Source organism: Streptomyces sp. NPDC052225 (assembly GCF_040679615.1).
In the GTDB taxonomy this organism is placed as follows: domain Bacteria; phylum Actinomycetota; class Actinomycetes; order Streptomycetales; family Streptomycetaceae; genus Streptomyces.
The window spans coordinates 24,739-48,276 of the sequence record NZ_JBFAVD010000031.1; the positions used below are offsets into that span (position 1 = coordinate 24,739).

Genomic DNA, 23,538 nt, shown 5'->3' on the forward strand with positions numbered 1-23,538 from the left:
CGGGGATGAGCGCGGGCCCCGTACGGGTATGTCTGGGCCGTGGACGGGATACGTAGGCGCGCGTTCGTCGTCGGGCTGCTCGGGGTCGCGGGTGCGGCGTGCACGACGGGGCTGCCCCCGGACGGGAACGGGTCCGCCTCGCCGACCGCCCGGGGCGCGGCGCTGCTCGCCGTGAAGATCGACAACGTGGGGGCGGCCCGGCCGCAGACCGGGCTCCAGGACGCGGACCTCGTCTACGCGGAACAGGTCGAGGGCGGCCTGAGCCGGCTGATGGCGGTCTTCGGCTCACGTCTGCCCGACGTGGTGGGCCCGGTGCGCAGCGCCCGCGAGACCGATCTGGAGCTCCTCGCCCAGTTCGACCGGCCGACGCTCGCGTTCTCCGGCGCGCAGGGCAAGCTGCTCCCGCTGATCGACGCGGCGCCGCTGCGTGCGAGGTCGCCGGGCGAGGCGAGCGGCGCGTACGTCCGCGGAAGCGACAGGCCCGCGCCGCACAACCTCTTCCTGCGGCCGCGCAAGCTGGGCCGTACGACGTCGGGGACGAACGCGGGGACGGCGGCCGGGTTCCGCTTCGCGGCCCGCGTCCCGGCCGGCGGCCGACCCGAGACGGAGCGCACCGTGCGCTTCCCCGCGGCCCGCTTCACCTTCAACTGGGCTGCGGGGAAAGGCCGTTGGGAGATCAGCATGGACGGGAGCCCGGCCGTCACCTCCAGCGGGACCAGGCTCACCGCGGCGACAGCCGTCGTCCAGTACGTCGACATCCGGCCGTCCCGCTTCCACGACAAGTTCGGCAGCACGACGCCGCTGTCGCGCACGGTCGGCAAGGGAAAGGCGCTCGTACTGCGCGACGGGCGGGCCTACGACGCGCGGTGGGAGCGGGCGACCGCCGAGGACGGCACGACGTTCACGACGCCCGACGGCGAACCCCTGCCCTTCGCGCCTGGCCCTGTGTGGGTGGTCTTCACGAAGGCGTGACGGCCTGCGCGGGAGCGGCCTCCTGCGGGTTGCGCAGCCCTTCCGCCGCGTCGCAGACCCGCTGGATCAGGTCGAAGAAGACCTGCTGCTCACCCGCATCCAGGGGCGCCAGGAAGACCTGGTTCATGCGGGCGGTGCGCACGGTCAGCTTCTTGTGGGTGCGCGCGCCCTCCGGCGTCGTCCGCAGCAGCCAGCGGCGGCCGTCCTGCGGGTCGCGGACCTTGTCGAGGAGGTCGCGCCGGGTGAGCCGGCTGACCACCTCGGCGATCGTCGAGCGGTCCAGGCCGACGCGCTCGCCGACCGTGCGCTGGTCGAGGCCCGGCTCGGCGACGAGCGCGTTCAGGACCGCGAACTGCGGTGACGTGATCTCCTCCGAGACCATCGCGTTCCACAGCAGGTAGTGCGCCTGTTGGAGCCGCCGGGCGAGATGCCCGGGATGGGTGGTCAGATCCACCGCGGCCATCGCGGTCCTCCACTCGGTGTGCGTGTCTGCGGATGCAGATGTGCGGGTGCAGATGTGCGGGTGCACTGAGCAATACTCCGGTACCGGGTGGCCGCCTGTCGAGCGGAAGCCTTCACCCACCTGTCCACCCTTGACGGTTCACGGCCCCGATGGCACGGTGAGCGGAGCTCCAGAAATGCTCAGTGCGCTGAGTAATAGTGCGCTGGGCAAGGACGAGAGCCCGGCCGAAGAAGGAAGCCCCATGACGCTCACCCAGCACGACATCGACGCGGAGATAGCGGCCGAGCACGCCGCGTACGAGAAGCGCGTCGCCGGCGGCGCGCCCGTCGAGCACCACCCGCGCCGCGACTACGCGCCCTACCGCTCCTCGACGCTGCGCCACCCGAAGCAGCCGCCGGTGAACATCGACGTCTCCAAGGACCCGGAGCTGGTGGAGCTGGGCTCCCCCGCCTTCGGCGAGCGCAACATCACCGAGATCGACAACGACCTCACGCGGCAGCACAACGGCGAGCCGATCGGCGAGCGCATCACCGTCTCGGGCCGTCTCCTCGACCGCCACGGCCGCCCGGTGCGCGGCCAGCTCGTGGAGATCTGGCAGGCCAACTCGGCGGGCCGCTACGCCCATCAGCGCGAGCAGCACGACGCCCCGCTGGACCCCAACTTCACCGGTGTGGGGCGGATGCTGACGGACGATCAGGGCCGCTACCACTTCACCACCATCCAGCCGGGCCCGTATCCGTGGCGCAACCACGTGAACGCCTGGCGGCCGGCGCACATCCACTTCTCGATGTTCGGCTCGGCGTTCACGCAGCGGCTCGTGACGCAGATGTACTTCCCGAGCGACCCGCTGTTCCCGTACGACCCGATCATCCAGTCCGTGACCGACGACGCGGCCCGTCAGCGGCTCGTCGCGACGTACGACCACAGCCAGTCGGTGCCCGAGTTCTCGATGGGCTACCACTGGGACATCGTGCTCGACGGACCGCAGGCCACCTGGATCGAAGAAGGGCGCTGAGCGACCACCATGACGAAGATCGACACGAGCAACCCGGACGCCGTGCTCCCCACCCCTTCGCACACGGTCGGCCCGTTCTACGGGTACGCGCTGCCGTTCCCCGGCGGCGCCGACATCGCACCCGTCGGCCACCCGGACACCGTCACCGTCCAGGGATACGTGTACGACGGTGAGGGCAACCCGCTGCCGGACGCATTCCTGGAGCTGTGGGGCGCCGACCCGGAGGGCAATCTGCCGCAGGTCGACGGTTCGATCCGGCGGGACCCGGCGACGGGCGGCTATCTCGGGCGCAACGGCGTGGAGTTCACCGGCTGGGGCCGCATCCAGACCGACGCCAACGGGCACTGGTACGCGCGGACGCTGCGGCCCGGGGCGCGCGGGTCGAGCGCGCCGTACCTGAGCGTGTGCGTGTTCGCGCGCGGGCTGCTCGTCCATCTCTTCACGCGGATCTACTTCGCGGGCGACGACGCGGCACTCGCCGCCGACCCGCTGCTCGCGGGGCTCGACCCGGCGCGGCGCGACACGCTGATCGCGCGGCGGCAGCCGGACGGCACGTACCGTTTCGACATCCGCCTTCAGGGCGAGGGCGAGACGGTCTTCCTGGAGTTCACGTGACCCTGTTCGACCCCGGCACCGAGGACGCACCCACCGAGCGCACCACGTCCGAAGAGGCTTTCCTCCAGGCCTTGTTGGAAGCGGAGGCGGGCCTGACGCGGGCGCAGTCCACCCTCGGCCTCGCCCCGGCGGAGGCCGCCGACGCGGTGACCGCCGCGGCGGTCGCGTCACCCTTCGACGTACGGGACCTCGCACGCCGGGCCCGCGCCGGGGGCAACCCGGTGATCCCGCTCGTCGCCGACCTGACGGCGGCGGCGGGCGCGGAGCACGGGCCGTACGTGCACCGGGGCGCGACGAGTCAGGACATCCTCGACTCGGCGCTGATGCTGGTGGCCGCGCGCAGCCTGGATGCGGTCGTGGCGGAACTGGCCCGTACGGAAGGGGTGCTGGCACGGCTCGCCTCGGCGCACCGGGACACGGTCATGCCCGGTCGTACGCTCACGCAGCACGCGGTGCCGACGACGTTCGGGCTCAAGGCGGCCGGGTGGCGGTCGCTGGTCCTCGACGCGCGGGACCGGCTGCGGTCCGTGCGCGAGGCTCTGCCGGTCCAACTGGGCGGCGCCGCGGGCACGTTGGCGGCGTTCGAGGCGTACGGCGCGGGCGATCCGCTCGCACTGGTCGAGGCCTACGCGAGGGAACTGGGCCTCTCTGCACCGGAGTTGCCGTGGCACGTACTGCGGGCGCCGGTGGCCGATCTGGCGGGAGCACTGGCGTTCACGGCGGGCGCGCTCGGCAAGGTGGCCGCCGATGTGCTGGTCCTGTCCCGTACCGAGACCGGGGAGCTGGCCGAGGGGGCGGGCGGCGGTTCGTCCGCGATGCCGCACAAGGCGAACCCGGTCCGCTCGACCCTGATCGCGGCGGCGGCACGGCGGGCACCCGGGCTCGCGGCGACGCTGTACGGCTCGATGGCGGCCGAGGACGAACGCCCGGCCGGGGCGTGGCATGCCGAATGGGCCACCCTGCGGGAGCTGTTGCGGGTCGTCGGCGGGGCGGCGCGGGACACCGCCGAACTGACCGAGGGGCTCGTGGTGCGCGCCGACGTGATGCGCGCGCACCTGTCCCTGACCGGCGGGGCGATCGTCTCCGAGCGGCTGTCGGCGGAGCTGTCGGGGCTGCTCGGGCGCGGCGCCGCGAAGGAATTGCTGGCCGAGGCGGATCGGCGGGCCCGCGCGGAGGCGGTTCCCCTGGAGGCCGTACTGGCCCGGGAGCCTCGTCTGAAGGATGTCGACGTGGGGCGCCTGACCGATCCCGAGCGGTACGTGGGTGCGGCGGGGGCGCTCGTCGACCGGGCGCTCGAGCGGGGGTGAGTCGGGTGCGGCTTTCGTCGTGGCTGGTCGCGCCCCGCGGCGGAGCCGCTCGCCTTTAGGGGCGCGGGGAACTGCGCGACCAGCCCCCACCGGACCCGCACCCGCCCCCGCCCCCGTCCCCGCAGTCGACACCCCACCCCACCCTCCTGGAGCCCACCCATGACCGAGACCCTCCACCACACCGCCGAAGGTTCCCCGACCGCTCCCCCGCTGCTCCTCGGCCCCTCCCTCGGGACCTCGCTCGCCCTGTGGGACCGGGTCGCCCCCGAGTTGTCCGTCGCCCACCGCGTGGTCCGCTGGGACCTGCCCGGGCACGGCGGATCCGCGGCCGGGCTGATCGCGGCCGGGGCCACCGTCGCCGACCTCGCCGACCTCGTGCTCGCCCTCGCGGACGACCTCGGCATCGAGCGGTTCGGCTACGCGGGCGTCTCCCTGGGCGGCGCCGTCGGACTGCACCTCGCCGTGCACCACCCCGACCGGGTCGGCCGCCTCGCCGTGCTGTGCTCGTCCGCGCACTTCGGAGGCTCCCGAGCCTGGGAGGAGCGGGCCGCGCTGGTGCGCAAGGAGGGCACGGCGGGGGTCGCCGACACCGCGCCCGCGCGCTGGTTCACGCCGGCGTTCCGCGACGAACGGCTCGTGCGGGACAACCGGGACGCGGACCCCGAGGCGTACGCGGCGTGCTGCGACGCCCTCGCCGCGTTCGACCTGCGGGACCGGCTCGGCGAGATCCGTGTGCCGACGCTGCTGGTCGCAGGGCGGGACGATCCCGCGACGCCGCCGGCGCACCTGCGGGAGATCGCCGACGCGGTGCCGGGCGCCGAACTCGCCGAACTGTCCCGCGCCTCGCACCTGGCCGTCGCCGAGCGCCCCGAGGCCGTCGTCGGGCTGCTGCGCACGCACTTCGGGGCGGGCGCCAGGCGCGGCATGGAGGTGCGCAGGCAGGTGCTCGGTGACGCGCACGTCGACCGGGCGCAGGCGCGGCAGACCCCGTTCACGGCAGGGTTCCAGGACTTCATCTCGCGCTACGCGTGGGGCGAGATCTGGACCGACGAGACCCTGACCCGCCGCGAGCGCAGCATGGTCACCATGACCGCGCTGGTCGCCCACGGCCATCTCGACGAACTGGCGATGCATGTGCGCGCCGCGCTGCGCAACGGTCTCACCCCCGACGAGATCGGCGCCGTCCTGCAACAGTGCGCGGTGTACGTGGGCGTCCCGGCGGCCAACTCGGCGTTCGCGGCGGCCCAGCGGGTGCTCGCGGACGAAGGCATCGGGTGACCTTTCCAGGCGCCCGGGTGACCCTGCGGGACGTAGGATCCGCCGGCTCTGGTTCCCGCCCCCGTCCCGTGCCTAGCCTGGCCGCATGGCCACACTTCTGATCACCGGTGCCACGTCCGGCCTCGGCCGGTACCTCGCCTTCGCGTGCGTGCGCGCGGGACATGTCGTCCTCGCGCACGGGCGGGACAAGGCACGGACCGACGCCCTCGTCGACGAGCTGCGGGCCGAGGGGCGCGCCGAGGGGTTCGTCGCCGATCTCGCCTCCCTCGGCCAGGTCCGCGACCTCGGCGCACGCGTCGCCGCCGCGCATCCGGAACTCGACGTCCTCGTCAACAACGCCGGGGTCGGCGCCGGGCCCGCGGGATCCGGCCGCGAGCTGAGCGCCGACGGGCACGAGCTGCGGCTCGCCGTGAACCTGCTGGCGCCCGTCGCGCTCACCCGCGCCCTGCTGCCCGTCCTGCGCGCCAACTCCCCTTCGCGCATCGTGAATTGCGGCTCGCTCGGCCAGGCACCGCTCGACTTCGACGACCTGGACTTCGCGCACGGCTACTCCGGTACGGACGCCTACTGCCGCGCCAAGTTCGCCTTCGCCGCCCACACGTTCTCCCTCTCCCGGGAGCTGGCCGGCACCGGGGTCACGGTGAACGTCATCCACCCGGCGACGTACATGGACACCGGGATGGTGCGCGAGGCCGGGATCGACCCCTGGACGAGCGTCGCCGACGGCGCGACGGGCGTCATCGCCCTGGCCACCGGAGCGGCGGGCGCCGAGTCGACGGGGCGCTTCTACGACGGGACACGTCCTGCGCAGGCGCACGCGGGGACGTACGACCGCGCGACGCAGGCCCGTCTCGACGCCGTCCTCGACCGGCTGCTCACCGCCGGTTAGCGCAGGCCGCGGCCCGTCTCCAGGACGTCCCGGGCCCGCGCCGCGAGGCCGTCGGCCCCGCAGGAACGGGCCAGCGTCAGACCGCGGTTGAGCTCCGTGAGGGAGCGGGCGGCCATGCCGTACTCGACGCGGGCCAGCGCGTGCTCGTAGGCGCAGGGCGAGGCTTCGAGGTACGTCACCGCCTTCGCGTACAGGGTGAGTTGCTTCTGCCCGGTCTCCAACGCGGCGGCACAGCGCAGCGCTTCGCCGATCGCCGTGTCCGTGCCGAAGCGCTCGGCCTGGGTACGGGCCTCCGCGACGAGTTCGGCCGCGCGCCGCGGGTCGGTGAGGGCGAGCGCGCGGGCCAGGTCGAGGGCCCACGGTGCCATGATCGTGTTGTGGCCGCCGCGGGCGATGGCCGCCTTGGCCGCGCTCTCCAGTTCGTTGACCCCGTCCTCCACCCGGCCGGTGGCCAGGAGCAGCCGGCCGCGGACGGCGTGCGCGTCGGGCAGCACGATCGTCGACGGGTAGGGCGGGCCGAAGGCGTAGCGGTCGGCGATCTCCTGTGCCTCGCCCGCCTTGCCGCGGGCGAGGAGCGTGTCGATGAGCATGCACGCCGCGTCCCAGTGCATGGGCAGGCCGCGTCCGACACGGTCGGCGAGGCGCAGGGACTCGCGCAGGAACGCTTCGGCATCGGTGAGGCGGCCGCGCCTGCGATGGACGTATCCCACGAAGGCATGGGCGATGGCGAGGTGGCCGCCGCTCCAGCCGGCCGTCTCGTACTCGCGCACGGCCTCGGTGAACAGGGACTCGGCGCGGTCGAGCCGGTCGGCGAAGAGGTAGGCGCTGCCGAGCATGGCGAGGACCTCGAAGCCCCACTCGGGATCGGTCCAGCCGAGCCCGGGTGCGAGGCGGCCGTTGACGAGGGCGCGGTCGCAGCGCTCGACGACCTCCTCCGCGTTCTCCCCGCGGGTCATCGCGTCGAAGGCGCGCAGGATCAGCAGGACGCGCTCGGGGTTGTCGCGGCCCGCGAGCTGGTCGGCGATCGTCGCCAGGTTCCGCGAGCGGCCCGGGGAGTCCTCCTCGCCCGCGTGGATGCCCTCCCACATGAAGTGCATGGCCTGGAGGCGCAGCCGCGCGGGTCCCGGTTCGAGCCGCTCGGCCTCGGTGTCGATGAGCCGCAGCGCCTCCTCCAGCTGGTCGTTGTGGACGAGGGCCTGGGAGAGCCGGCAGACGGCGTCGACGCGCTGGTCGCCGTCGAGCCCCGGTGTCGTGTCGAGGGCGGCGTCCAGGTGCTTGATGGTGGTGACGGGCGAGGTGAGCAGCGTGGCGCAGCCCAGTTCGTACAGGACGTGCGGGCGCACCTCGGGCAGCGGCGGCTCGGCGAGCGCGCGCTCCAGACAGCGGCGGGCGGCGTCGGGGGCGCCGACGGCGAGGTGCTCGCTCGCGGCGGCGCGCATCTGCTCGACGAGTTCGGGATCGTCGTCCGGGTGCACCTCGAGCAGGTGCCGGGAGGCCGCGGCGGGCCCGTGCCCGGAGGCGGTGACCGCCCACGCGGCCTGGCCGTGCATGGCGGTGCGGGTGGCCGGCGGGATCGCGTCGTAGACGGCGGAGGCGATCAGCGGGTGCACGAACTCCAGGGTGTCCGCGGTGCCGTACGTGACGTCGGTGAGGATGCGGGCGGCGCGCAGCCGCTCGGCGCAGCGGCCCGCCTGCTCCGGGTTCATGCCGGCGAGCAGGGCGGCGAGTCCCGGCTCGATACGGGTGCCGAGGATGGCAGCCGCCCAGGCGAACCGGGTGGCTTCGGTGCCGAGTCCTTCGAGGCGGGCGACGAGTCCGCGGCCGCGCGCCGACCGGTTCAGGCCGCGCAGCCGGCTCGCGGATTCCTCCTCCGGCGCGAGGTCGCTGTCCTGCACCTTGGCGAGCAACTCGACGGTCTCGTACGGGTTTCCGCCGGTCACCGCCCAGACCTCGCGGCAGAACGGGTCGTCGGCGTGGTCGCCGAGCGTGGCGCGGGTCAGGCCCGCGGTGGCATCGGGGGTCAGCTCGCGCAGCTTGGCGGCGCCGGGCCGGGCGGCGGCGGCCACGGCGTCCAGACAGGCGGCCGCCTGCGCGTCCTCGGGGTCGCGCTGGGCGACGACGACGAGCACCGGCAGGTCGTCGAGGCGCTCGGCGAACGCGGCGAGCCACTCCAGGGTCTCCAGGTCGGCCCAGTGCGCGTCGTCGATCAGCAGCACCAACGGCCAGTGCAGCCTGGCCAGTCGGGACACCGCGGCGACGAGTCCGTCGCGCACGCCCTGCGGGTCGGCCTGACGCCCGGTGGGCTCGGCTATCCCGAGGGCGGGGCCCGCGATGTCGTACCAGTCGCCGAAGTACTCGCGCGCCTCGTCCTCGGAGAGCGCGAGCAGGGCGGGCTGGAGCAGTCCCCGTACGACGTTGAAGGGGACGGAGGTGACCGTCTCGCCGCCGCGCGCGGACCAGACGGTGGCGCGGCCCCTGGCCATGTCGTGCACCCGGGAGAGCAGGGCGGTCTTGCCGATGCCCGCCTCTCCCTTGTAGACGACGAGGCTGCCGGAGGACGCGGAGTCCCCGCACAGGTCCTCAAGGGCCCTTGCCGCGACGTCGAGTTCGGTTTCCCGCTCCCACAGCAGCGGGCCGGAAGAGGCGGCGTCGGCGTGCCGTCCCTGTGTCATCCCGCACCCTCCCGGTGTCGATCCCCCGTGCCCCGATCAGCACTTGGGCGTACTGGTCATGAGGGTAATGCGCGGGCGCCCGCCGCGGTGGCGGGTCTTCGGAGCCGGTGGGATTTGATCGGCCCTGTGGGCCCCGGGCTCAGTTCACCGGGCTCCGGGCGCAGATAACGATCCCGTCCGTCGACCGGACCCTCTCATGTCCCTTTCAGGGTCGCCTCATACTGTGACGCTCATGACGTCGCAGACTCCCGCAGCCTGGTATCCCGACCCCGGCCAGGTCCCGGACGGCCCCCGCACCGAACGCTGGTGGGACGGCAGCCGGTGGACGGACCAGACCCGTCCGGCCACGACCCCGCCACCGCAGGTCCCGCAGACCCCGCCGGCTCCGCAGACCCCACCGGCCGCACCCGGGGTGGGCCCGGCTCCCCTCGCACAGCAGCAGGCCATACCCGGGATGTATCCGGCATACCCCAACTACCCGGGCTATCCGGGCCAGTTGCCGCCGAAGCCGCGCAGCCGCGCACGGATCGCCATCGCGGTGGGCGTCGCCGTGGCGGTGCTCGCCGGGATCGCCGGCGGCGTGTACGCGCTCACCGCCGGGGACGACGGCGGAAAGAGCGACCAGGTGGGCTCCGCGTCGAAGTCGCCGCTGCCGGGCGGCCCCGGGGGAGGCGGCGGTCCGGGCGGCGGCAGCGCGTCCCCCGAGACACCGCAGTCGCCGCGGGCCCCGCTCGACAAGGGCTACGCCACCGATGTCACCAACGGTGTCGCGCTGCCCGTCCTCGACGACTGGACCGGGAACGACGGCGCGGGCGTCGCCGGCGTGCAGACCGGGCCGTACAAGTGCCCGGACGACACGGCGCAGACCTGTGTCAAGGGCGGCGCGTCGACCTCGTCGGCGAAGGACCTGAAGCTCAACGCGACGACGGCCCAGGCGGCGGCGGAGGAGGACATCGCCAAGAACGCCAAGGCGTCCTACGGCGGCAAGGTCTACGGCGGGATCGTCACCCACGAGGAGCTCCTGTCGGAGAAGGTGACGGTCGCGGGGCAGAAGGGCTACCGCGTCCGCTGGAACGTGGACACCAAGTCGTCGATCGACGCGTGGGTGGAGTCCGTGGCCTTCCCGGCGCCGGACGACCCGAAGACGCTGGTCGTCGTGCGCATCGGCGTCGACATCCCGCGCACCGCGAAGGAGAAGGCGGCGGGTCCCGACGACTCGGCGATCGACAAGCTCGTCAAGGGGATCAAGAAGTCCAAGGTGGTCATGGGCGGCGGCGACGGCGAGGACGTCTGACGCACTCGGGACGCAAAGGGCCGGGCGGGTTCCTCTCCGCTCAGTGAGGAACCCGCCCGGCCGGGGGTGCGCGCCGCCCCCGTCCCCACGGTGCGGCGCGGGCAGACCGCCGGCCGGTCATCCCTGCGGCCGGCGGTCAACCGTTCATGTGGCCTGATCGGGGAGGGTCAGGCCGAGTCCCGGGATCAGGACGTTCTCGACGAATCGGACCAGGTAGTCCACGTCGGCGTCACACCCTTCCAGGACGGGGCGGCTGCGCATGACTCCGAAGAGCTGCGCGGCCAGATAGGGCAGGGCCGGATGGTCCGCGGCGATCTCGCCGCGCGCCACGGCCCGCTCGACCATCGCGTTGATCGACGCGATCTCCGGGTCGACCAGGGCCCCTCGCAGTGCGCACTTCAGCTCGGCGTCCTGGAGGACGGCGTGGCCGAGGGCCTGGATGAGCGAGGTGTCCCGCTTGGCCTGCGCCCCCGCGTTCCGCGCGGCGGCGACCAGGTCCCCTGCGAGGGTACCCGTGTCGGCCGAGAAGAACTTCACGCAGCGGCCGGCCAGCAGCGCGGCCGCCACCATCTGCGGCTTCGTCTTCCACTGCCGGTAGAGCGTGGACTTGCTGCAACTGGCGTGCGCGGCGACGCCCTCCATGGTGAGCGCCTCGTAGCCGTTCGTACGCAACTGCTCCAGGACGGCGTCGTAGAGCTCCTGCGCCCGCTCGGGCGAGATCTTGGATCGGCGCGAGGTGGTCGTCGCTGTCGCGGTGGCCTGTTCTCGCGTCGTCATGACTCTGCGCTCCTCGCTCGATGGTGTGTGTCGATGAGATCACATCCCCTATCGATACGCCAGTGTACCGGTACGCCAGCGTTTCGGTACACTGGCGTATCGATGAGCGGCATTCCGTACGTCGGAACACGCATATCGCCGCGCCACAAGCGCACCCGTTGCACCAGGTACCACCACGCACCACCCAGTCGTCACGAAAAGGGGCCCGGGGATGAATTCCCTGTTCGAGCCTGCCGAACCTGAGCCGGACAGTCGCGCTGCCCGACCGCCACTGGTCCGGGAGCTCCTGCTGGTCGTAGGACTCTTCCTCGTCTACAAGTTCGGCCGACAACTGGCCAACGGCCACACCGGCGAGGCGTTCCGCAACGCCGACCACGTGTGGAGCTTCGAGCGCGCCGTCGACCTGCCCGGCGAGGGCGCGGTCCAGAGCGCGCTGCTGCACAGCGACACCCTGGTGCACATCGCGAACACCTATTACGCGACCGTGCACTTCCCGGCCACGCTCGCCCTGCTCGTCTTCCTGTATTTGCGCCGCCCGCGCCACTACGTGTGGACGCGGCGGGTGCTCGCCGTCCTGACGGCGGCGGCGCTCGTGCTGCACCTGTCGTTCCCGCTCGCACCGCCGCGGATGCTGTCGGCCGCGCACCTCGTCGACACCGCGCAGGTCTACGGCCCGTCGGTGTACGCGGCGAAGCCCGACACCGACACGATGGCCAACCAGTTCGCGGCGATGCCCTCGCTGCACTTCGGCTGGGCCCTGATGGTCGCGATCGGCCTGATCGTCGCCACCCGGTCCCGGTGGCGCTGGCTGTGGCTGCTGCACCCGCTGGTCACGCTGCTCGTCGTCGTCGGCACGGCGAACCACTACTGGCTCGACGCGATCGTGGCGACGGCACTGCTCGGCATCGCCCTCGCGGTGATCCGCATGCCGCAGGCCGTGGGCGGCGGCACGGGCATCCGGCGGCACCTGCTGCCGATCCCCGACCACGCGATCGCACCCGCCGTCGCGCACACTCCGCCGACGCCGGCGCCGTGGTCGCCCGCGCCGTCGCTGCGCACGCCGCCGGACTCCCTGTCCGCGTCCGACGTCCTTGACCGGATGCCGATCCGGATCCCGGTGCAGGTCTCGCCGACCCCGGGCTCGACGTCCGTCACCTCCGTCGCCCCCGCGCCGCAGCTCGTGTCGACCGGGGCCGGCCGATGAGTGCCACGCTGGTCGCCGTCGCCCTCTCCCTCGTCTCCGCCGTGGCCTACGCCGCCGCCGCGGTCGCCCAGGAACGTCTCGCCGCGCGCACCGCCGGCGCCGGGGCGGGCCTGTGGCGGCTGCTCGGCACCGGTGCCTGGTGGTGGTCGGTCGGACTGAACGCGTCGGCGGCACTGCTGCACGTCGCCGCCCTCAAGTACGGCCCGCTCACGCTGGTGCAGCCGCTCGGCGCGCTCACCCTCGTCGCGGCGGTGCCGCTGGGCGCGCGGATCGCCGGGCGGCATGTGACGGTCGGCGAATGGCGGGGCACGGCCCTGACGCTGGCCGGTCTGGCCGCACTGCTCGTCACGGCGTCGGGCCCGGCGCCCGACGACACGCTCGCGCTGCCCGAGGCGCTCGCGGTGGCCGGGGCGACGGCCGCGCTGGTCGGCCTGCTCGCCCGGCGCGGCGCCAAGCCCGGCCTGCGCCACGCGACCGCGTCCGGCCTCGCCTCGGGTGTCGCCTCGGCGCTCACCCAGACCGTGACCGTCGCGGCGACCGACCGCACGGAGCCGCTGCTCGACGTGCGGGTCGTCGTGGTCGCGCTGCTCGTCGCCGCGTTCGCCGCGGGCGGGTTGCTGCTGTCGCAGACCGCGTACCGGGGCGGGCTCGGGGCCCCGCTCGCGGTGGTGACCCTGGCGAACCCGGTGGCGGCGGCCATCATCGGCCTCTCCCTGCTGGGCGAGCGACTTCAGGGCGGCATCGCGGGCCTGGCCCTGGCGGGCTTCGGGGCGGTGCTCGCGGCGCGGGGCGTGGTGGTACTGACCCGCGCGTCGTCCGCGCCGCAGGCCACGGTGGTGGTCGCGAGGTCGATCCCCGGCCGACCCGATCAAGCCCCTCAGCCACATCAAGCCCCTCCGGCGATTGAGGAGCGGGGTTCGGGGCAGAGCCGCGTGGCCTTCGCACATCAAGCCCCTCCGGCGATTGAGGAGCGGGGTCCGGGGCAGAGCCCCGTGGCCTTCGCGCCGTAGAGCCCCAGCCTTCATCGGCGGGTGCGGCGCCGTCGTGGCTGGTCGCGCAGTTCCCCGCGCCCCTTCAGGGCGCGGCCGCACGGCGGAGCCGCTGATCGGCACAGCCCCGCGCCCCTTCAGGGCGCCTCTTAGCGGGGCCGGATGCCGTCCAGGGCGAATCCGAGGACCCGGTCCCGCTGGGCCTCGTCGACGTACGCCGCCGCGGTCACCCCGGACACCATCCGCAACAGGTCGTCGAACGACAGGTCACCGCGGACCTCCCCTGCCTCCTGCGCCCGCACCAGCAACGGCTCCGCCGCGTCGAGCATCGCGCGCCGGCAGGAGACGAAGATGTCCGACTCCCCGCTCAGCGCGTCCCGGATCGCGCGCTTGGTGACGGTGTAGTCGACGAAGCGGCGCAGCCACGTGGCGAGGCCCTCCCACGGCCGGGCGTCCACGAGCTCGTCCGCGAGCCGGCACAGCGCGTCGACCTCTTCCGCGTAGACCGTCTCGAAGAGGTCCTGCCGCGTCGGGAAGTTGCGGTACAGGGTGCCGATGCCGACGCCGGCCTGCCGGGCGATGTCCTCCAGCGAGGCGTCGGAGCCCTTCGTGGTGAAGGCCTCGCGCGCGGCGGCGAGCAGAGCGTCGAAATTCCGCGCGGCGTCGGCGCGGCGCGGCCGCTGAGCGGCGACGACTCCGCCCACGCGCTCCCTGTCCGTCGTCATGCGTCCACCGTGCCTCTCCCTCTCACGTCACCTCAGGCCGGAACGAGGTTGAACCGGAGGCGCGCCTCCGGTATCGTTCCTTAAGTCGAGGGTGCCCTCCACTTTAGCAGTGGCACCCCCATCCCTTCATCCTCGCAGCCCGCGCACGCCCGCGGGCCGCACCCCCTTGCCGGGAGAAACCCTTGAACCGGAACAACCGCCTCACCTTCGCGGTGCTCGCCACCGGAGCGGGCGTGTTCTCGATGATGCAGTCGCTGGTCGCCCCCGCACTGCCCACCATCCAGCACGCCCTGCACACCTCCCAGGCCACCTCGACCTGGGTCATGACGGCGTATCTGCTGTCCGCGTCCGTCTTCACCCCGATCCTCGGCCGGGTCGGCGACCTGGTCGGCAAGAAGCGGACCATGGTCGGCGCGCTCGCCGCGCTCACCGTGGGCTGTCTGCTCGCGGCACTCGCCCCGAACATCGGCGTCCTCATCGTGGCCCGGGTCGTCCAGGGCATCGGCGGCGCCCTGTTCCCCCTCTCGTTCGGGATCATCCGCGACGAGTTCCCCGGCCACCGGGTCAGCCCCAGCATCAGCAACCTGTCCGCGGTGATCGCGGCCGGTGGCGGTGTGGGCATCGTGGCCGCGGGGCCCATCGTCGGCGCGCTCGACTACCGCTGGCTGTTCTGGCTGCCCACAGCGGTCGTCGCGGTGACCGCGCTGATCGCCCTGCGCTACGTACCCGAGTCGCCCAACCGCGGTTCCGGGCACGTGAACTGGGCCGGAGCGGTGCTGCTGTCCAGCTGGCTCGTCGCGCTGCTGCTGCCGCTCAGCCAGGCCACGTCCTGGGGCTGGGGTTCGGCGAAGGTCATCGGTCTGCTGATCGCGGCCGTCGTCCTGTTCGGCGCGTGGGCGCTCGTCGAGGCCCGCGCGAAGAGCCCGCTCATCGATCTGCGCGTGATGCGGCTGCCCGCCGTGTGGACGACCAACACCGCCGCGCTGCTGTTCGGCGCGGGCATGTACGCGGTCTGGTCCTACCTGCCGGCCTTCCTGCAAACCCCGTCCGCGGCCGGGTACGGCTTCGGTTCGAGCGTGACCGGGGCCGGTCTGCTCATGCTGCCGATGCTCGTGGCCATGTTCGCCGCCGGTGTCGTCAGCGGCCGGATCGAACCCGTCGTCGGCGCCAAGCCGCTGCTCACCGCGGGCGCCGCGCTCGGCGCCGCGTCCTGCGCGATCCTCGCCCTGTGGCACGCGCAGCAGTGGCAGATCGCCGTGGCGGCGGGGGTGTTCGGGCTCGGCATCGGCCTGGCCTTCGCCTCGATGGCCAACCTGATCGTGCAGAACGTCCCGGCGGCCCAGACCGGAGCGGCCACCGGCATGAACGCCAACATCCGCACCATCGGCGGCTCCATCGGCGCGGCCCTGATGACCAGCCTGGTCACCGGCAGCCTCCAGCCGTCGGGACTGCCGTACGAGTCCGGGTACACGCACGGCTTCACGCTGCTGGCCTGCCTGTGCCTGGCCGCGGCGCTCGCCGCGCTGCTGGTGCCGGCCGGTCGCAGGGCGCTCGTCACCCGGGTCGCGGCGCAGCCCGCGGCGCAGCGGGTCGACGAGCCGGCCGCCCGGTGACGCGGGGCGGGGCGGGCCGTGGAGCCCGCCCCTGGGCCGGTCATCCGAAGCCGCGCGAGTCCTGCTTCAGGGCGGTGTCCACCGTCAGGGCCGTCGCGACGACGAGACTGAGCAGCGGCTCGGGGAGCTGGAAGTGGATCTGGAGCACGTAGTTGTCCGCGGTCGTGAACATCGTCTTGGCGAGTCCCTCCCACGTCTTCGTGATGCGGGCGACTTCCTGGTCGTTGTGGTCGACGATCGCGAAGTTCCAGGCCCGCCAGTTCTCCGCCTTGATAGCGCCGACCTGCTGGCCGTTCACGTTCATCGCGAAGTTGATCTTGCCGATCATGTTCTGCTGGACGATCTCGCCGACCGGCGAACCGTCCGGGCGCTCCACGATCACCCGCGACTTCATGAACTTCGCGGGGCGCGTGAGCACCAGCTGCGGCTGGCCGTACGCGTCGCGGATCTCCAGCTTGTGGGTGAGGAACTGGTCGACGCTGGAGACGAAGCGCAGCGCCTTCTTCATGGCGCTCTGACCGATCTCGGTGACCGAGCCCAGCACGTTGCCGTGCTGGTCCATGACGCTGTACTCGTTCGTCAGCTCGATCAGCTTGGCCTTCTGGTTCACCACCAGGACGGGCTCGGTGAACAGCGAGCCGCCGCCCTGCCCGGCGGGCGCGACGCCCGCCTGCTGCTGCACCTGGCGCTGGACGCGCCCCGCGTCGTGCTGCTGCTGGGCCTGGGCACCGTAGGCCTGCGGCTGCTGGGGCTGAGCACCGTAGGCCTGCGGCTGCTGCGCCTGCATCGCGTGCGCCTGCTGAGGCTGATGGGCCTGCTGCTGCGGCACCTGGTTCGCGGCGGGCGCCTGGGCCTGGGCCTGCCCGGCGTGCGTGTGCTCGGTCCACTGGGACCCGTCCCACCACCGCAGCGTCTGGGGCGTCCCCTGCGGATCCGGGTACCAACCGGCAGGAGTGTTCGATTGCGTCGTCACCGGGGCACACTATCGCGGCGCCCCATGAATGCCCCCGGGCCCGACGATGTGACGTACGCCCCTCCTCCCCCACAGGGGCGGAGGGGCGTTCCGGCTCACACGGTCGCGAGGCCCGGGTCGCTCACGCCGGCCTGACCGTTCTCGACGTGTCCGGCGAGGCGGCGCAGATACCCGGCGTCGCCCTCGAGGACGATCTTCACGTCGTACCAGCGCTTGGTGGCGCTCAGGTCGACCGTCTGCTGGGCGGTGGCGCCGGCCTTCACCGTGTACGTCCGCGCCTGGCCGCCGTAGGCGTTGGTGACGGTGAGGCGGACATCGGCCGTCGTCGGGTTCTTCAGGGTCAGGAGCAGATTGCCGGTCGCGGCGTCGTGCCGTGCGACGACCTCGGGCCCGACGGCCTTGTTGTTGCCCTTGAAGGCCCGCAGGAAGCCGTTCGGGCCGTGCACCGTGAGGTCGTAACTCCCTTGCGAGTAGACCGAGTTCCAGCTGTCGGAGAGCGACTTGGCGGCCTCGGTGGTGTATGTCCAGGGGCCGTCGGTGCGGCTCTGCGAGCGGACCTGGAAGGCGGCGCCCGCCCGGTCCCCGCCGCTGAACGTCAGCTTGTACTTGCCGGTCGAGACGTCCGCGAGGCCGTCCACGTAGGGCGCGTACGCGAGCGGGCGGCTCGGCCGCGAGCCTGCCTCCTGCTTGGGGAGCACACCTTGCGCCGGCGGCTTCGGTACGTAACTGCTGTGGCGGTCGCGGTCCGGCGGCAGGTAGGCCGTGGTGTCGGGCAGGTCCGCCGGGTCCGTGACCTTGAGGGAGAAGTCGAAGGCGGAGGTCAGGTCGCCGCAGATGGCGCGGCGCCACGGCGAGATGTTGGTCTCCTTCACCCCGAACCGGTTCTCCATGAACCGCAGGATCGAGGTGTGGTCGAAGGTCTCCGAGCAGACGTAGCCGCCGGTGGACCACGGGGAGACCACGATCATCGGGACGCGCTGGCCGAGGCCGTAGGGGCCTGCCGCGTAGGAGGCGCTGCCCTTGTAGTAGTCGGAGGTGGTGTCGACGGTGGACAGACCCTGGCTCGCGGAGGCCGGCGGGTAGGGCGGCACGACGTGGTCGAAGTAGCCGTCGTTCTCGTCGTACGTGATGAACAGGGCCGTCCTGCTCCACACCTCGGGGTTGGAGGTGAGGGCGTCGAGGACCTGCGAGATGTACCAGGCGCCGTAGTTCGCGGGCCAGTTGGGGTGCTCGGAGAACGCCTCGGGCGCGGCGATCCAGGAGATCTTCGGGAGCGTGCCCGCCTTCACGTCGGCCTTCAGGACGTCGAAGTAGCCGTCGCCCGCCTTGGCGTTGGTGCCGGTGCGGGCCTTCTCGTACAGGGCGTCGCCGGGCTTGGCGTTGCGGAACGTGTTGAAGTAGAGGAGCGAGTTGTCGCCGTAGTTGCCGCGGTAGGCGTCGTTGATCCAGCCCCAGCCCCCGGCCGCGTCGAGGCCGTCGCCGACGTCCTGGTACACCTTCCAGGAGACGCCCGCCTTCTCCAGGCGTTCGGCGTACGTGGTCCAGCCGTAGCCCGCTTCCTGGTTGCCGAGGACGGGGCCGCCGCCGGTGCCGTCGTTGCCGACGTAGCCGGAGAGCATGTAGTAGCGGTTCGGGTCGGTCGCGCCGATGAACGAGCAGTGGTAGTCGTCGCAGACCGTGAACTTGTCGGCGAGGGCGTAGTGGAACGGGATGTCGTCCCGGGTCAGGTACGCCATCGTGCCGGGGCCCTTGGCGGGGATCCAGTTGTCGTACTTGCCGTTGTTGAAGGCGCTGTGGCCGCCCGCCCAGTCGTGGTCGAGACCCGCGATGAACTGCATGCCGAGGTCGTCGGCGTCCGGGTGGTAGGGCAGGGTCTCCTTGCCGGCGCTGCTCTGGTTCCACACCGGCTTGCCGCTGGGCAGCGTCACGGGGCGGGGGTCCCCGAATCCGCGTACCCCCTTCATGGAGCCGAAGTAGTGGTCGAAGGATCGGTTCTCCTGCATGAGCACGACGATGTGCTCGATGTCCTGGACGGTGCCGCTGCGGCGCGCCGCCGGGATGGCGGCGGCGCGGTCGATGGACCCGGACAGGGCGGTGAACCCTGCGGTGGCTCCGGCGATCTGGAGGAAGCGGCGCCGATTGAGTTCGGTCATGAGTGTGGGGGTCTCCTGTTGCCTCGGTGGTGATCGGTCCACGAAGAGGGGCAACGGGAGTGTTCAAGACGAACGGGGCTGAGGAAAAGGGGGCGGAAGTGACAGTCCAGCAAAATGTGGGCGGCGGCCGCGCGCCACGGCGGCCGCCGGCGGTCAGGGGGTCCGGCCCGCCCGAGCCGAACCGTCCGGGGCCGGTTCGGGCGGGCGGTGGACCCGCCGGTCCGGAGGCAGCAGCTCTCGGACAGCGCTTGGGCCTGTCTTCAAACTCCCGCCGTCGTCCGACGGACGGCCTCGCGGCGTCCGGCAGGCCGACCTGCGGCGTGCCGGACACCGCTCACCAGCGCTGAAGCGCGGGCCGCCGGTGATGCGACCCGATCCGCCGGACAGGCCCCAGGGGTGTGCCGCCGTCGGTGGGGTGAGCGGCGGGCCCAGGGCCTTGTGCGGCTTCATGGCCGCGGTGTGGCGGCGGACGTCCGGGCCCGGCCCCGGAGGCCGGCCCGCGGCTGGAGGAACGGCCGCCCGTGCCCGGGCCGGGCGTGAAATGGCGCAGGCGCAGGGAAAGTGGTTGGCCGACCGCGTGCTCGCGGAAGTCGCCGATCAGGTCTCGCCGCGCGGCAGCGACCGTGTTCCGGTCGGGCCTGTCATCGCACCCCGGTCCACAACTCCCGCTCGGCCGCTCGGGGGTCCGACTCCGTACCGCAGTGCGGCGCGTCGAAGACCATCGTCGCGCGGTCGGCCTTCGGGTCGTAGGCGGGCCAGCCCGGGTCGCCGGTCTCCGCGAAGGAGACCCAGGCGGCGTGCATGGTGCGGGCCAGGTCGGACGGGGCGTCCTTGCCGGTCATGGGCAGGTAGTCGGGGTCGTCGACGCGGTCGAAGACGAAGCCGAGTTCCAGTGCGTGGCAGGCGCCGAGTTCGCCGTCGAACTGCGGGGAGCGCCAGGCGAATTCGTAGAGATGGCTGCCGGGGACGGACTCGGCGAGGCGGATGGCCGGGATGCGCCAGAACCAGTCGGTGACGATCGCCTGGAGGAGCTCGCCGGGGCTCGCGCCGGGACGCTGGGCTCGGTAGCCGTCGAGGTCGGCGCCGTAGGCCTGGGCGCCGCGGACGAGACGGCCCTCGGAGATCGTGAGCAGCCGGCCCGTGGGCACCATGTACAGGAGGTTCTCCTCACGGTTGGAGCCGACGAGGAGGTCGACGCCGAGGTCGGGGCCCGGCAGGCGGAGTTCGTCCGCGACCGGTTCGAAGACCATCCCGTTGAGCGCGGCGTCGCCCCACACCGCCGGGTCGGGCCGGCGCGCGAAGTCGCCGCGCAACGCGTCCTGCGCCGCGATGAGTTCCGGCAGCGCAACCTCGGCGAACGCCTCCGCCGTGTACGGGACGCCGAGCCGCGACGCCATCGACTCCCCGATCTTGCGCGCTGTCTCGGGCCGTACGAAATGGTGGCAGGCGCCGCTCTGGAGCACGGCGCGGCGGAACAGGCCGCGGGCGCGGGGCTCGGCGAGCAGCTGCCCGATCGCCACGGCCCCGGCGGACTCGCCGAAGACGGTGACGCGGTCGGGGTCGCCGCCGAACGCCGCGATGTTGTCCCGCACCCAGGTGAGCGCCGCGATCTGGTCGAGCAGGCCGCGGTTGTCGGGCGCGCCCGGCAGATGCAGGAAACCGTCCGTGCCCAGGCGGTAGTTGACGCCGACGAAGACGACGCCGTCGCGGGCGAAGGCGTCGCCCCGGTAGCCCGAGGAGTTCGCGGAGCCGTTCGAGAAGGAGCCGCCGTGCAGCCACACCATCACGGGCAGCCCCGCGCCGGGGCCCGGTTCCGGGGTCCAGATGTTGAGGTTGAGGCAGTCCTCGCCCGCTTCGGACGTCTCCGGGATGAGCGCGTCGAAGGGCGGCGCGTACGGGGCCTTGGGCGCGGCAGGACCGTACGCGGTCGCGTCCCGCTCCCCGGCCCACGGTTCCGCGGGGGCGGGCGCGGCGAACCGGCGCGGGCCGAACGGCGGTGCGGCGTACGGCACTCCGAGGAAGGCGGCGATCCCGTCCTCGGTGCGGCCGCGGACGGTTCCCTGCCGGGTGGTGGCGACGGCGGTCATACGGTGGGCTCCCTCGGCGAGTCGGACGTGCGGACGCTTCACCCTCTCGTACCGTGCCGGCCGCTCCCTGATCAAGGCGGTGGGCAGAGCGTCGGCTCACCCTCCTCCCCCGGGTCGAGCGGCGGGCCCAGCGGCTCTCCCGCGAGCCACTGCGCCACGGCGCGGCCGATGGGCTGCCCCGTCTCGATCTCCACGAAGCCGAACTGGCCGGACTGGTTGCACTCCAGGAACCACCAGATGCCGTCGCTGTCCTCGGCGAAGTCGAAGGCGCCGTACGCCAGTTGGGCCCGCAGGAGATAGGCGTGGACGGCATCGGCGATCCGGCGCGGGACGGGCACCGGGCGCCAGGGGCCCGCGGTGGGGCTGAAGCGCACATCCACGATGCCGTCGACGCCGTCGATGTCGTCGATGTCGTCGGCGTCCTGCCCGCTCGCGGAGCGCGCCGCGAACATCCGCTCGCCCACACAGGTCAGCCGGATGTCGGCGGTCTTGCGGATGCGACGCTGGAGCAGTGTCGGACCATGCGCGACGTCGCGGTAGTCCTCACCGGGGCGGACCCGGGTGGTCGGCACGGCAAGCCCGTTGTCCCCGGGGTGGGTTCCGGAGACCGGCTTGACGACCAGGTCGGGGAAGCGCTCGGTGAACTCCCGGGCGACGCGCGGGAACGTGGTGATCAGCGTGGCGGGCACGGGCAGCCCACAGGCCCGTGCCAGCCATAACTGCCAGGGTTTGTGGCGGGCCTGGCGCGCGGCGTCGGGGTGGTTCATCCACCGCGCGTCGGTGCAGCGCAGCATTCCGTACAGCGTCTGCGTGGCCTCCTCGGTGAGCCAGGCGGAGGCGGCGCCCGCCCGGCTCGCGGGCGTGCCCGGGCGGCGCACCCAGATGGAGCGCAGTCCGCCCATGCTCACGACACGGCCGCCCACGGAGAGATGGCCGTGGAACGCGCCGTGCGCGAACTCGCCGGACACGCCGACACCGCCCGGGAGTTCGGCCGGGTCGAGTCTGAGCACGGGGATTCCCCCGGCGTTCAATTCGACGACCGCCATGTCGGCCGTCACATCCTGTTCGCTCGTCAGGATCAGCACCGTCATTTCCGAGCGGCCGTTCAGTCGTCGAAATGGGTTTTGGAACCCGCGGTGGAGGTCGTGGCAGCGCATTCTCGCAACACTGCGTAGTCACGTGCGGCCACTGCGCCGTCGGCCAGCACGTTCAATTGCAGTGCGGAGTCGTATGTGTACACCGCGCTGACCTCTGCCTCTCGCGTGGGGCGGGCATAGTTCAGGGCGAACGGTCGCATGAGTACTCCTAGTTGGGGGTGCACCAAGTCAAGCGCATGGTGACTCTCCGGCGTCACACTCCTGAGCAATTTCTCAGATTCACTCTGTACAACGCATCACACCTACGGAGGAGTTGCTTCCGCCACGCTGCGTGATGACACAGCGTCAGAAAGGGAAAGCAGGGACCCTTTCGGACCCCCTTCTCAAATACCGCCTTTACAAGCCTTTACACATCCTGACGGTGGTCTCCATGGACAACGCACGCCGACTGCACCCGCAGTGCCGATGGCGTCCGGAGCAGCTCGCGGCGCCGGTCGAGGAGGCCGGGCTGCGGGTGGTGGCCGAACCGCGACCGCCCCCGGAGGGAGTACAGCGGTCCGGGGGTCGTCGTCATGGCCGGGAAACCTCAGTGGGGGGTGTGCGCGGCTGCCGGGTCGAGGAGTTCCTGGATGCGGTGGCCCACCTCGTGCGGGGCGCGGGCCTCCGCGAGGAACGGGACGCGCAGGTCCTCGTGCGCGTCCCTCTTCTCCAGGCGCAGCACGATGCCCTTGCGGTCGAGGAGGACGGGGCGGACGTACTCCACGCCGGACAGGGCCCGCGGGTGGCGGAGCTCGGCGAGTTCGACGAGGAAGTCGGCGTGGCCCGTGTCGAGGTGGCAGAGGATCTCCGCCTCGTGCGCGGCGAGCGGGTCGGGCGCGGCGGCGGCGAGGGCCGCGGCGTCGAGGGTGCGCACCTTGTCGTCCTCGGAGATCGCCGCCTGCGCGGGCCGGAAGACGAGCGTGCCGGGCCCGGCCGCGGTGAGCCGCCCGCTGAGCGTGAGGCGGGCCCGCACCCGGTCCCGTACGGCGACGGGCGCCACGTCGGTGACCTCCACGTAGGCGGCGAGTCCCGCGTGCGACGCGGCGGCGAGTTCGGCGGTGAGCAGGTCGTCGGCCGGGTCGAGCAGGACGAGCCGGGACGCGGCGTCGACGGTGTGCACGACGACCTGGTCGAGCCGGTGGTCGACGGCGGTCGTCGTGAGCGCGACGGAGCCCGCGGCGGCGAGCATCGTCCGCGCTCGCTCGGCGCCGGTGGGCGCCGCGGGCTTCGCAGGCATCGCGGGCATCGCCGGGTGAGACATCTCGGCCATCTCCACTCCTTGATTGATTAGGTAAGGCTCACCTTACTTACCTCCTTGTCGCGTCCACACCTCGGGGCGCGTAACCGCCGTGAAGCACGGGCTCAACGGGAACTTC

The 23,538-nt window shown here is 72.6% G+C and carries 20 protein-coding genes; 10 read left to right on the forward strand and 10 right to left on the reverse strand.

Annotated elements, in window-relative coordinates; genetic code table 11:
• Positions 1-111 precede the first annotated feature (111 nt).
• On the forward strand, positions 112-972 hold the full coding sequence (locus tag AB0L37_RS32800; RefSeq protein WP_365513854.1) for a DUF3048 domain-containing protein: 861 nt from the start codon (positions 112-114) through the stop codon (positions 970-972).
• On the opposite strand, the gene AB0L37_RS32805 is transcribed toward AB0L37_RS32800, so the two are convergent.
• The gene (locus tag AB0L37_RS32805; RefSeq protein WP_365513756.1) at positions 959-1,435 is read right to left on the reverse strand and encodes a MarR family transcriptional regulator; all 477 of its coding nucleotides are present in this window, start codon (positions 1,433-1,435) and stop codon (positions 959-961) included. The genes AB0L37_RS32800 and AB0L37_RS32805 overlap by 14 nt on opposite strands.
• A gap of 241 nt (positions 1,436-1,676) precedes the next feature.
• On the opposite strand from AB0L37_RS32805, the gene pcaH reads away from it, so the two are divergent.
• From pcaH to AB0L37_RS32830, 5 genes are all read left to right on the forward strand, one after another.
• The gene (gene pcaH, locus AB0L37_RS32810; RefSeq protein WP_365513857.1) at positions 1,677-2,450 is read left to right on the forward strand and encodes a protocatechuate 3,4-dioxygenase subunit beta; all 774 of its coding nucleotides are present in this window, start codon (positions 1,677-1,679) and stop codon (positions 2,448-2,450) included.
• A gap of 9 nt (positions 2,451-2,459) precedes the next feature.
• Entirely contained in the window at positions 2,460-3,065 is a 606-nt protein-coding gene (gene pcaG / locus AB0L37_RS32815; protein ID WP_365513759.1) for a protocatechuate 3,4-dioxygenase subunit alpha, read from the forward strand.
• The gene (gene pcaB, locus AB0L37_RS32820) at positions 3,062-4,372 is read left to right on the forward strand and encodes a 3-carboxy-cis,cis-muconate cycloisomerase (protein WP_365513762.1); all 1,311 of its coding nucleotides are present in this window, start codon (positions 3,062-3,064) and stop codon (positions 4,370-4,372) included. Before pcaG ends, pcaB begins: the two co-directional genes overlap by 4 nt.
• Before the next feature lie 159 nt (positions 4,373-4,531).
• Positions 4,532-5,650, forward strand: a complete 1,119-nt coding sequence (gene pcaD, locus AB0L37_RS32825; protein WP_365513765.1) for a 3-oxoadipate enol-lactonase — start codon at positions 4,532-4,534, stop codon at positions 5,648-5,650.
• 85 nt (positions 5,651-5,735) lie between these two features.
• A complete protein-coding gene (locus AB0L37_RS32830; protein ID WP_365513767.1) occupies positions 5,736-6,539 on the forward strand; it encodes an SDR family NAD(P)-dependent oxidoreductase in 804 nt (267 codons plus the stop codon).
• Here AB0L37_RS32830 and AB0L37_RS32835 read toward each other — a convergent pair.
• Complete coding sequence (locus tag AB0L37_RS32835; protein ID WP_365513768.1) at positions 6,536-9,211, reverse strand: AAA family ATPase; 2,676 nt, start codon at positions 9,209-9,211, stop codon at positions 6,536-6,538. The two genes, AB0L37_RS32830 and AB0L37_RS32835, sit on opposite strands and share 4 nt — an antisense overlap.
• A 232-nt stretch (positions 9,212-9,443) precedes the next feature.
• Here AB0L37_RS32835 and AB0L37_RS32840 point away from each other — a divergent pair, with 232 nt between their 5' ends.
• Entirely contained in the window at positions 9,444-10,505 is a 1,062-nt protein-coding gene (locus AB0L37_RS32840) for a DUF2510 domain-containing protein (RefSeq protein ID WP_365513770.1), read from the forward strand.
• 144 nt (positions 10,506-10,649) lie between these two features.
• Here AB0L37_RS32840 and AB0L37_RS32845 read toward each other — a convergent pair whose 3' ends face one another.
• Positions 10,650-11,282 carry a TetR/AcrR family transcriptional regulator gene (locus tag AB0L37_RS32845; protein ID WP_365513773.1) on the reverse strand — a complete coding sequence of 211 codons (633 nt, stop codon included), beginning with the start codon at positions 11,280-11,282 and terminating at the stop codon, positions 10,650-10,652.
• Positions 11,283-11,493: 211 nt separating this feature from the next.
• Between AB0L37_RS32845 and AB0L37_RS32850 the strand changes: the two genes are divergently transcribed.
• Entirely contained in the window at positions 11,494-12,486 is a 993-nt protein-coding gene (locus tag AB0L37_RS32850; RefSeq protein ID WP_365513776.1) for a phosphatase PAP2 family protein, read from the forward strand.
• Positions 12,483-13,496, forward strand: coding sequence for a hypothetical protein (locus AB0L37_RS32855; protein WP_365513778.1), 1,014 nt, complete (start codon positions 12,483-12,485; stop codon positions 13,494-13,496). The genes AB0L37_RS32850 and AB0L37_RS32855 overlap by 4 nt, the downstream gene beginning before the upstream one ends.
• A 128-nt stretch (positions 13,497-13,624) precedes the next feature.
• Here AB0L37_RS32855 and AB0L37_RS32860 read toward each other — a convergent pair whose 3' ends face one another.
• Positions 13,625-14,200, reverse strand: a complete 576-nt coding sequence (locus tag AB0L37_RS32860) for a helix-turn-helix domain-containing protein (protein ID WP_365513781.1) — start codon at positions 14,198-14,200, stop codon at positions 13,625-13,627.
• Positions 14,201-14,382: 182 nt separating this feature from the next.
• Between AB0L37_RS32860 and AB0L37_RS32865 the strand changes: the two genes are divergently transcribed.
• Positions 14,383-15,813 (forward strand): MFS transporter, encoded by a 1,431-nt coding sequence (locus AB0L37_RS32865; RefSeq protein ID WP_365513784.1) that lies wholly within the window; start codon positions 14,383-14,385, stop codon positions 15,811-15,813.
• A gap of 40 nt (positions 15,814-15,853) precedes the next feature.
• Here AB0L37_RS32865 and AB0L37_RS32870 read toward each other — a convergent pair whose 3' ends face one another.
• From AB0L37_RS32870 to AB0L37_RS32895, 6 genes are all read right to left on the reverse strand, one after another.
• The gene (locus AB0L37_RS32870) at positions 15,854-16,786 is read right to left on the reverse strand and encodes a phospholipid scramblase-related protein (RefSeq protein ID WP_365513787.1); all 933 of its coding nucleotides are present in this window, start codon (positions 16,784-16,786) and stop codon (positions 15,854-15,856) included.
• Between the two features lie 95 nt (positions 16,787-16,881).
• Positions 16,882-18,939, reverse strand: coding sequence for a phosphocholine-specific phospholipase C (locus tag AB0L37_RS32875; protein WP_365513790.1), 2,058 nt, complete (start codon positions 18,937-18,939; stop codon positions 16,882-16,884).
• A gap of 641 nt (positions 18,940-19,580) precedes the next feature.
• Positions 19,581-21,026, reverse strand: coding sequence for a carboxylesterase family protein (locus AB0L37_RS32880; RefSeq protein WP_365513793.1), 1,446 nt, complete (start codon positions 21,024-21,026; stop codon positions 19,581-19,583).
• A 71-nt stretch (positions 21,027-21,097) separates the two neighbouring features.
• Positions 21,098-22,117 (reverse strand): ATP-grasp ribosomal peptide maturase, encoded by a 1,020-nt coding sequence (gene tgmB, locus AB0L37_RS32885; RefSeq protein ID WP_365513796.1) that lies wholly within the window; start codon positions 22,115-22,117, stop codon positions 21,098-21,100.
• Between the two features lie 14 nt (positions 22,118-22,131).
• Complete coding sequence (gene tgmA / locus AB0L37_RS32890) at positions 22,132-22,323, reverse strand: putative ATP-grasp-modified RiPP (RefSeq protein WP_365513798.1); 192 nt, start codon at positions 22,321-22,323, stop codon at positions 22,132-22,134.
• 386 nt (positions 22,324-22,709) lie between these two features.
• Complete coding sequence (locus tag AB0L37_RS32895) at positions 22,710-23,432, reverse strand: DUF2470 domain-containing protein (protein WP_365513801.1); 723 nt, start codon at positions 23,430-23,432, stop codon at positions 22,710-22,712.
• Positions 23,433-23,538 lie beyond the last annotated feature (106 nt).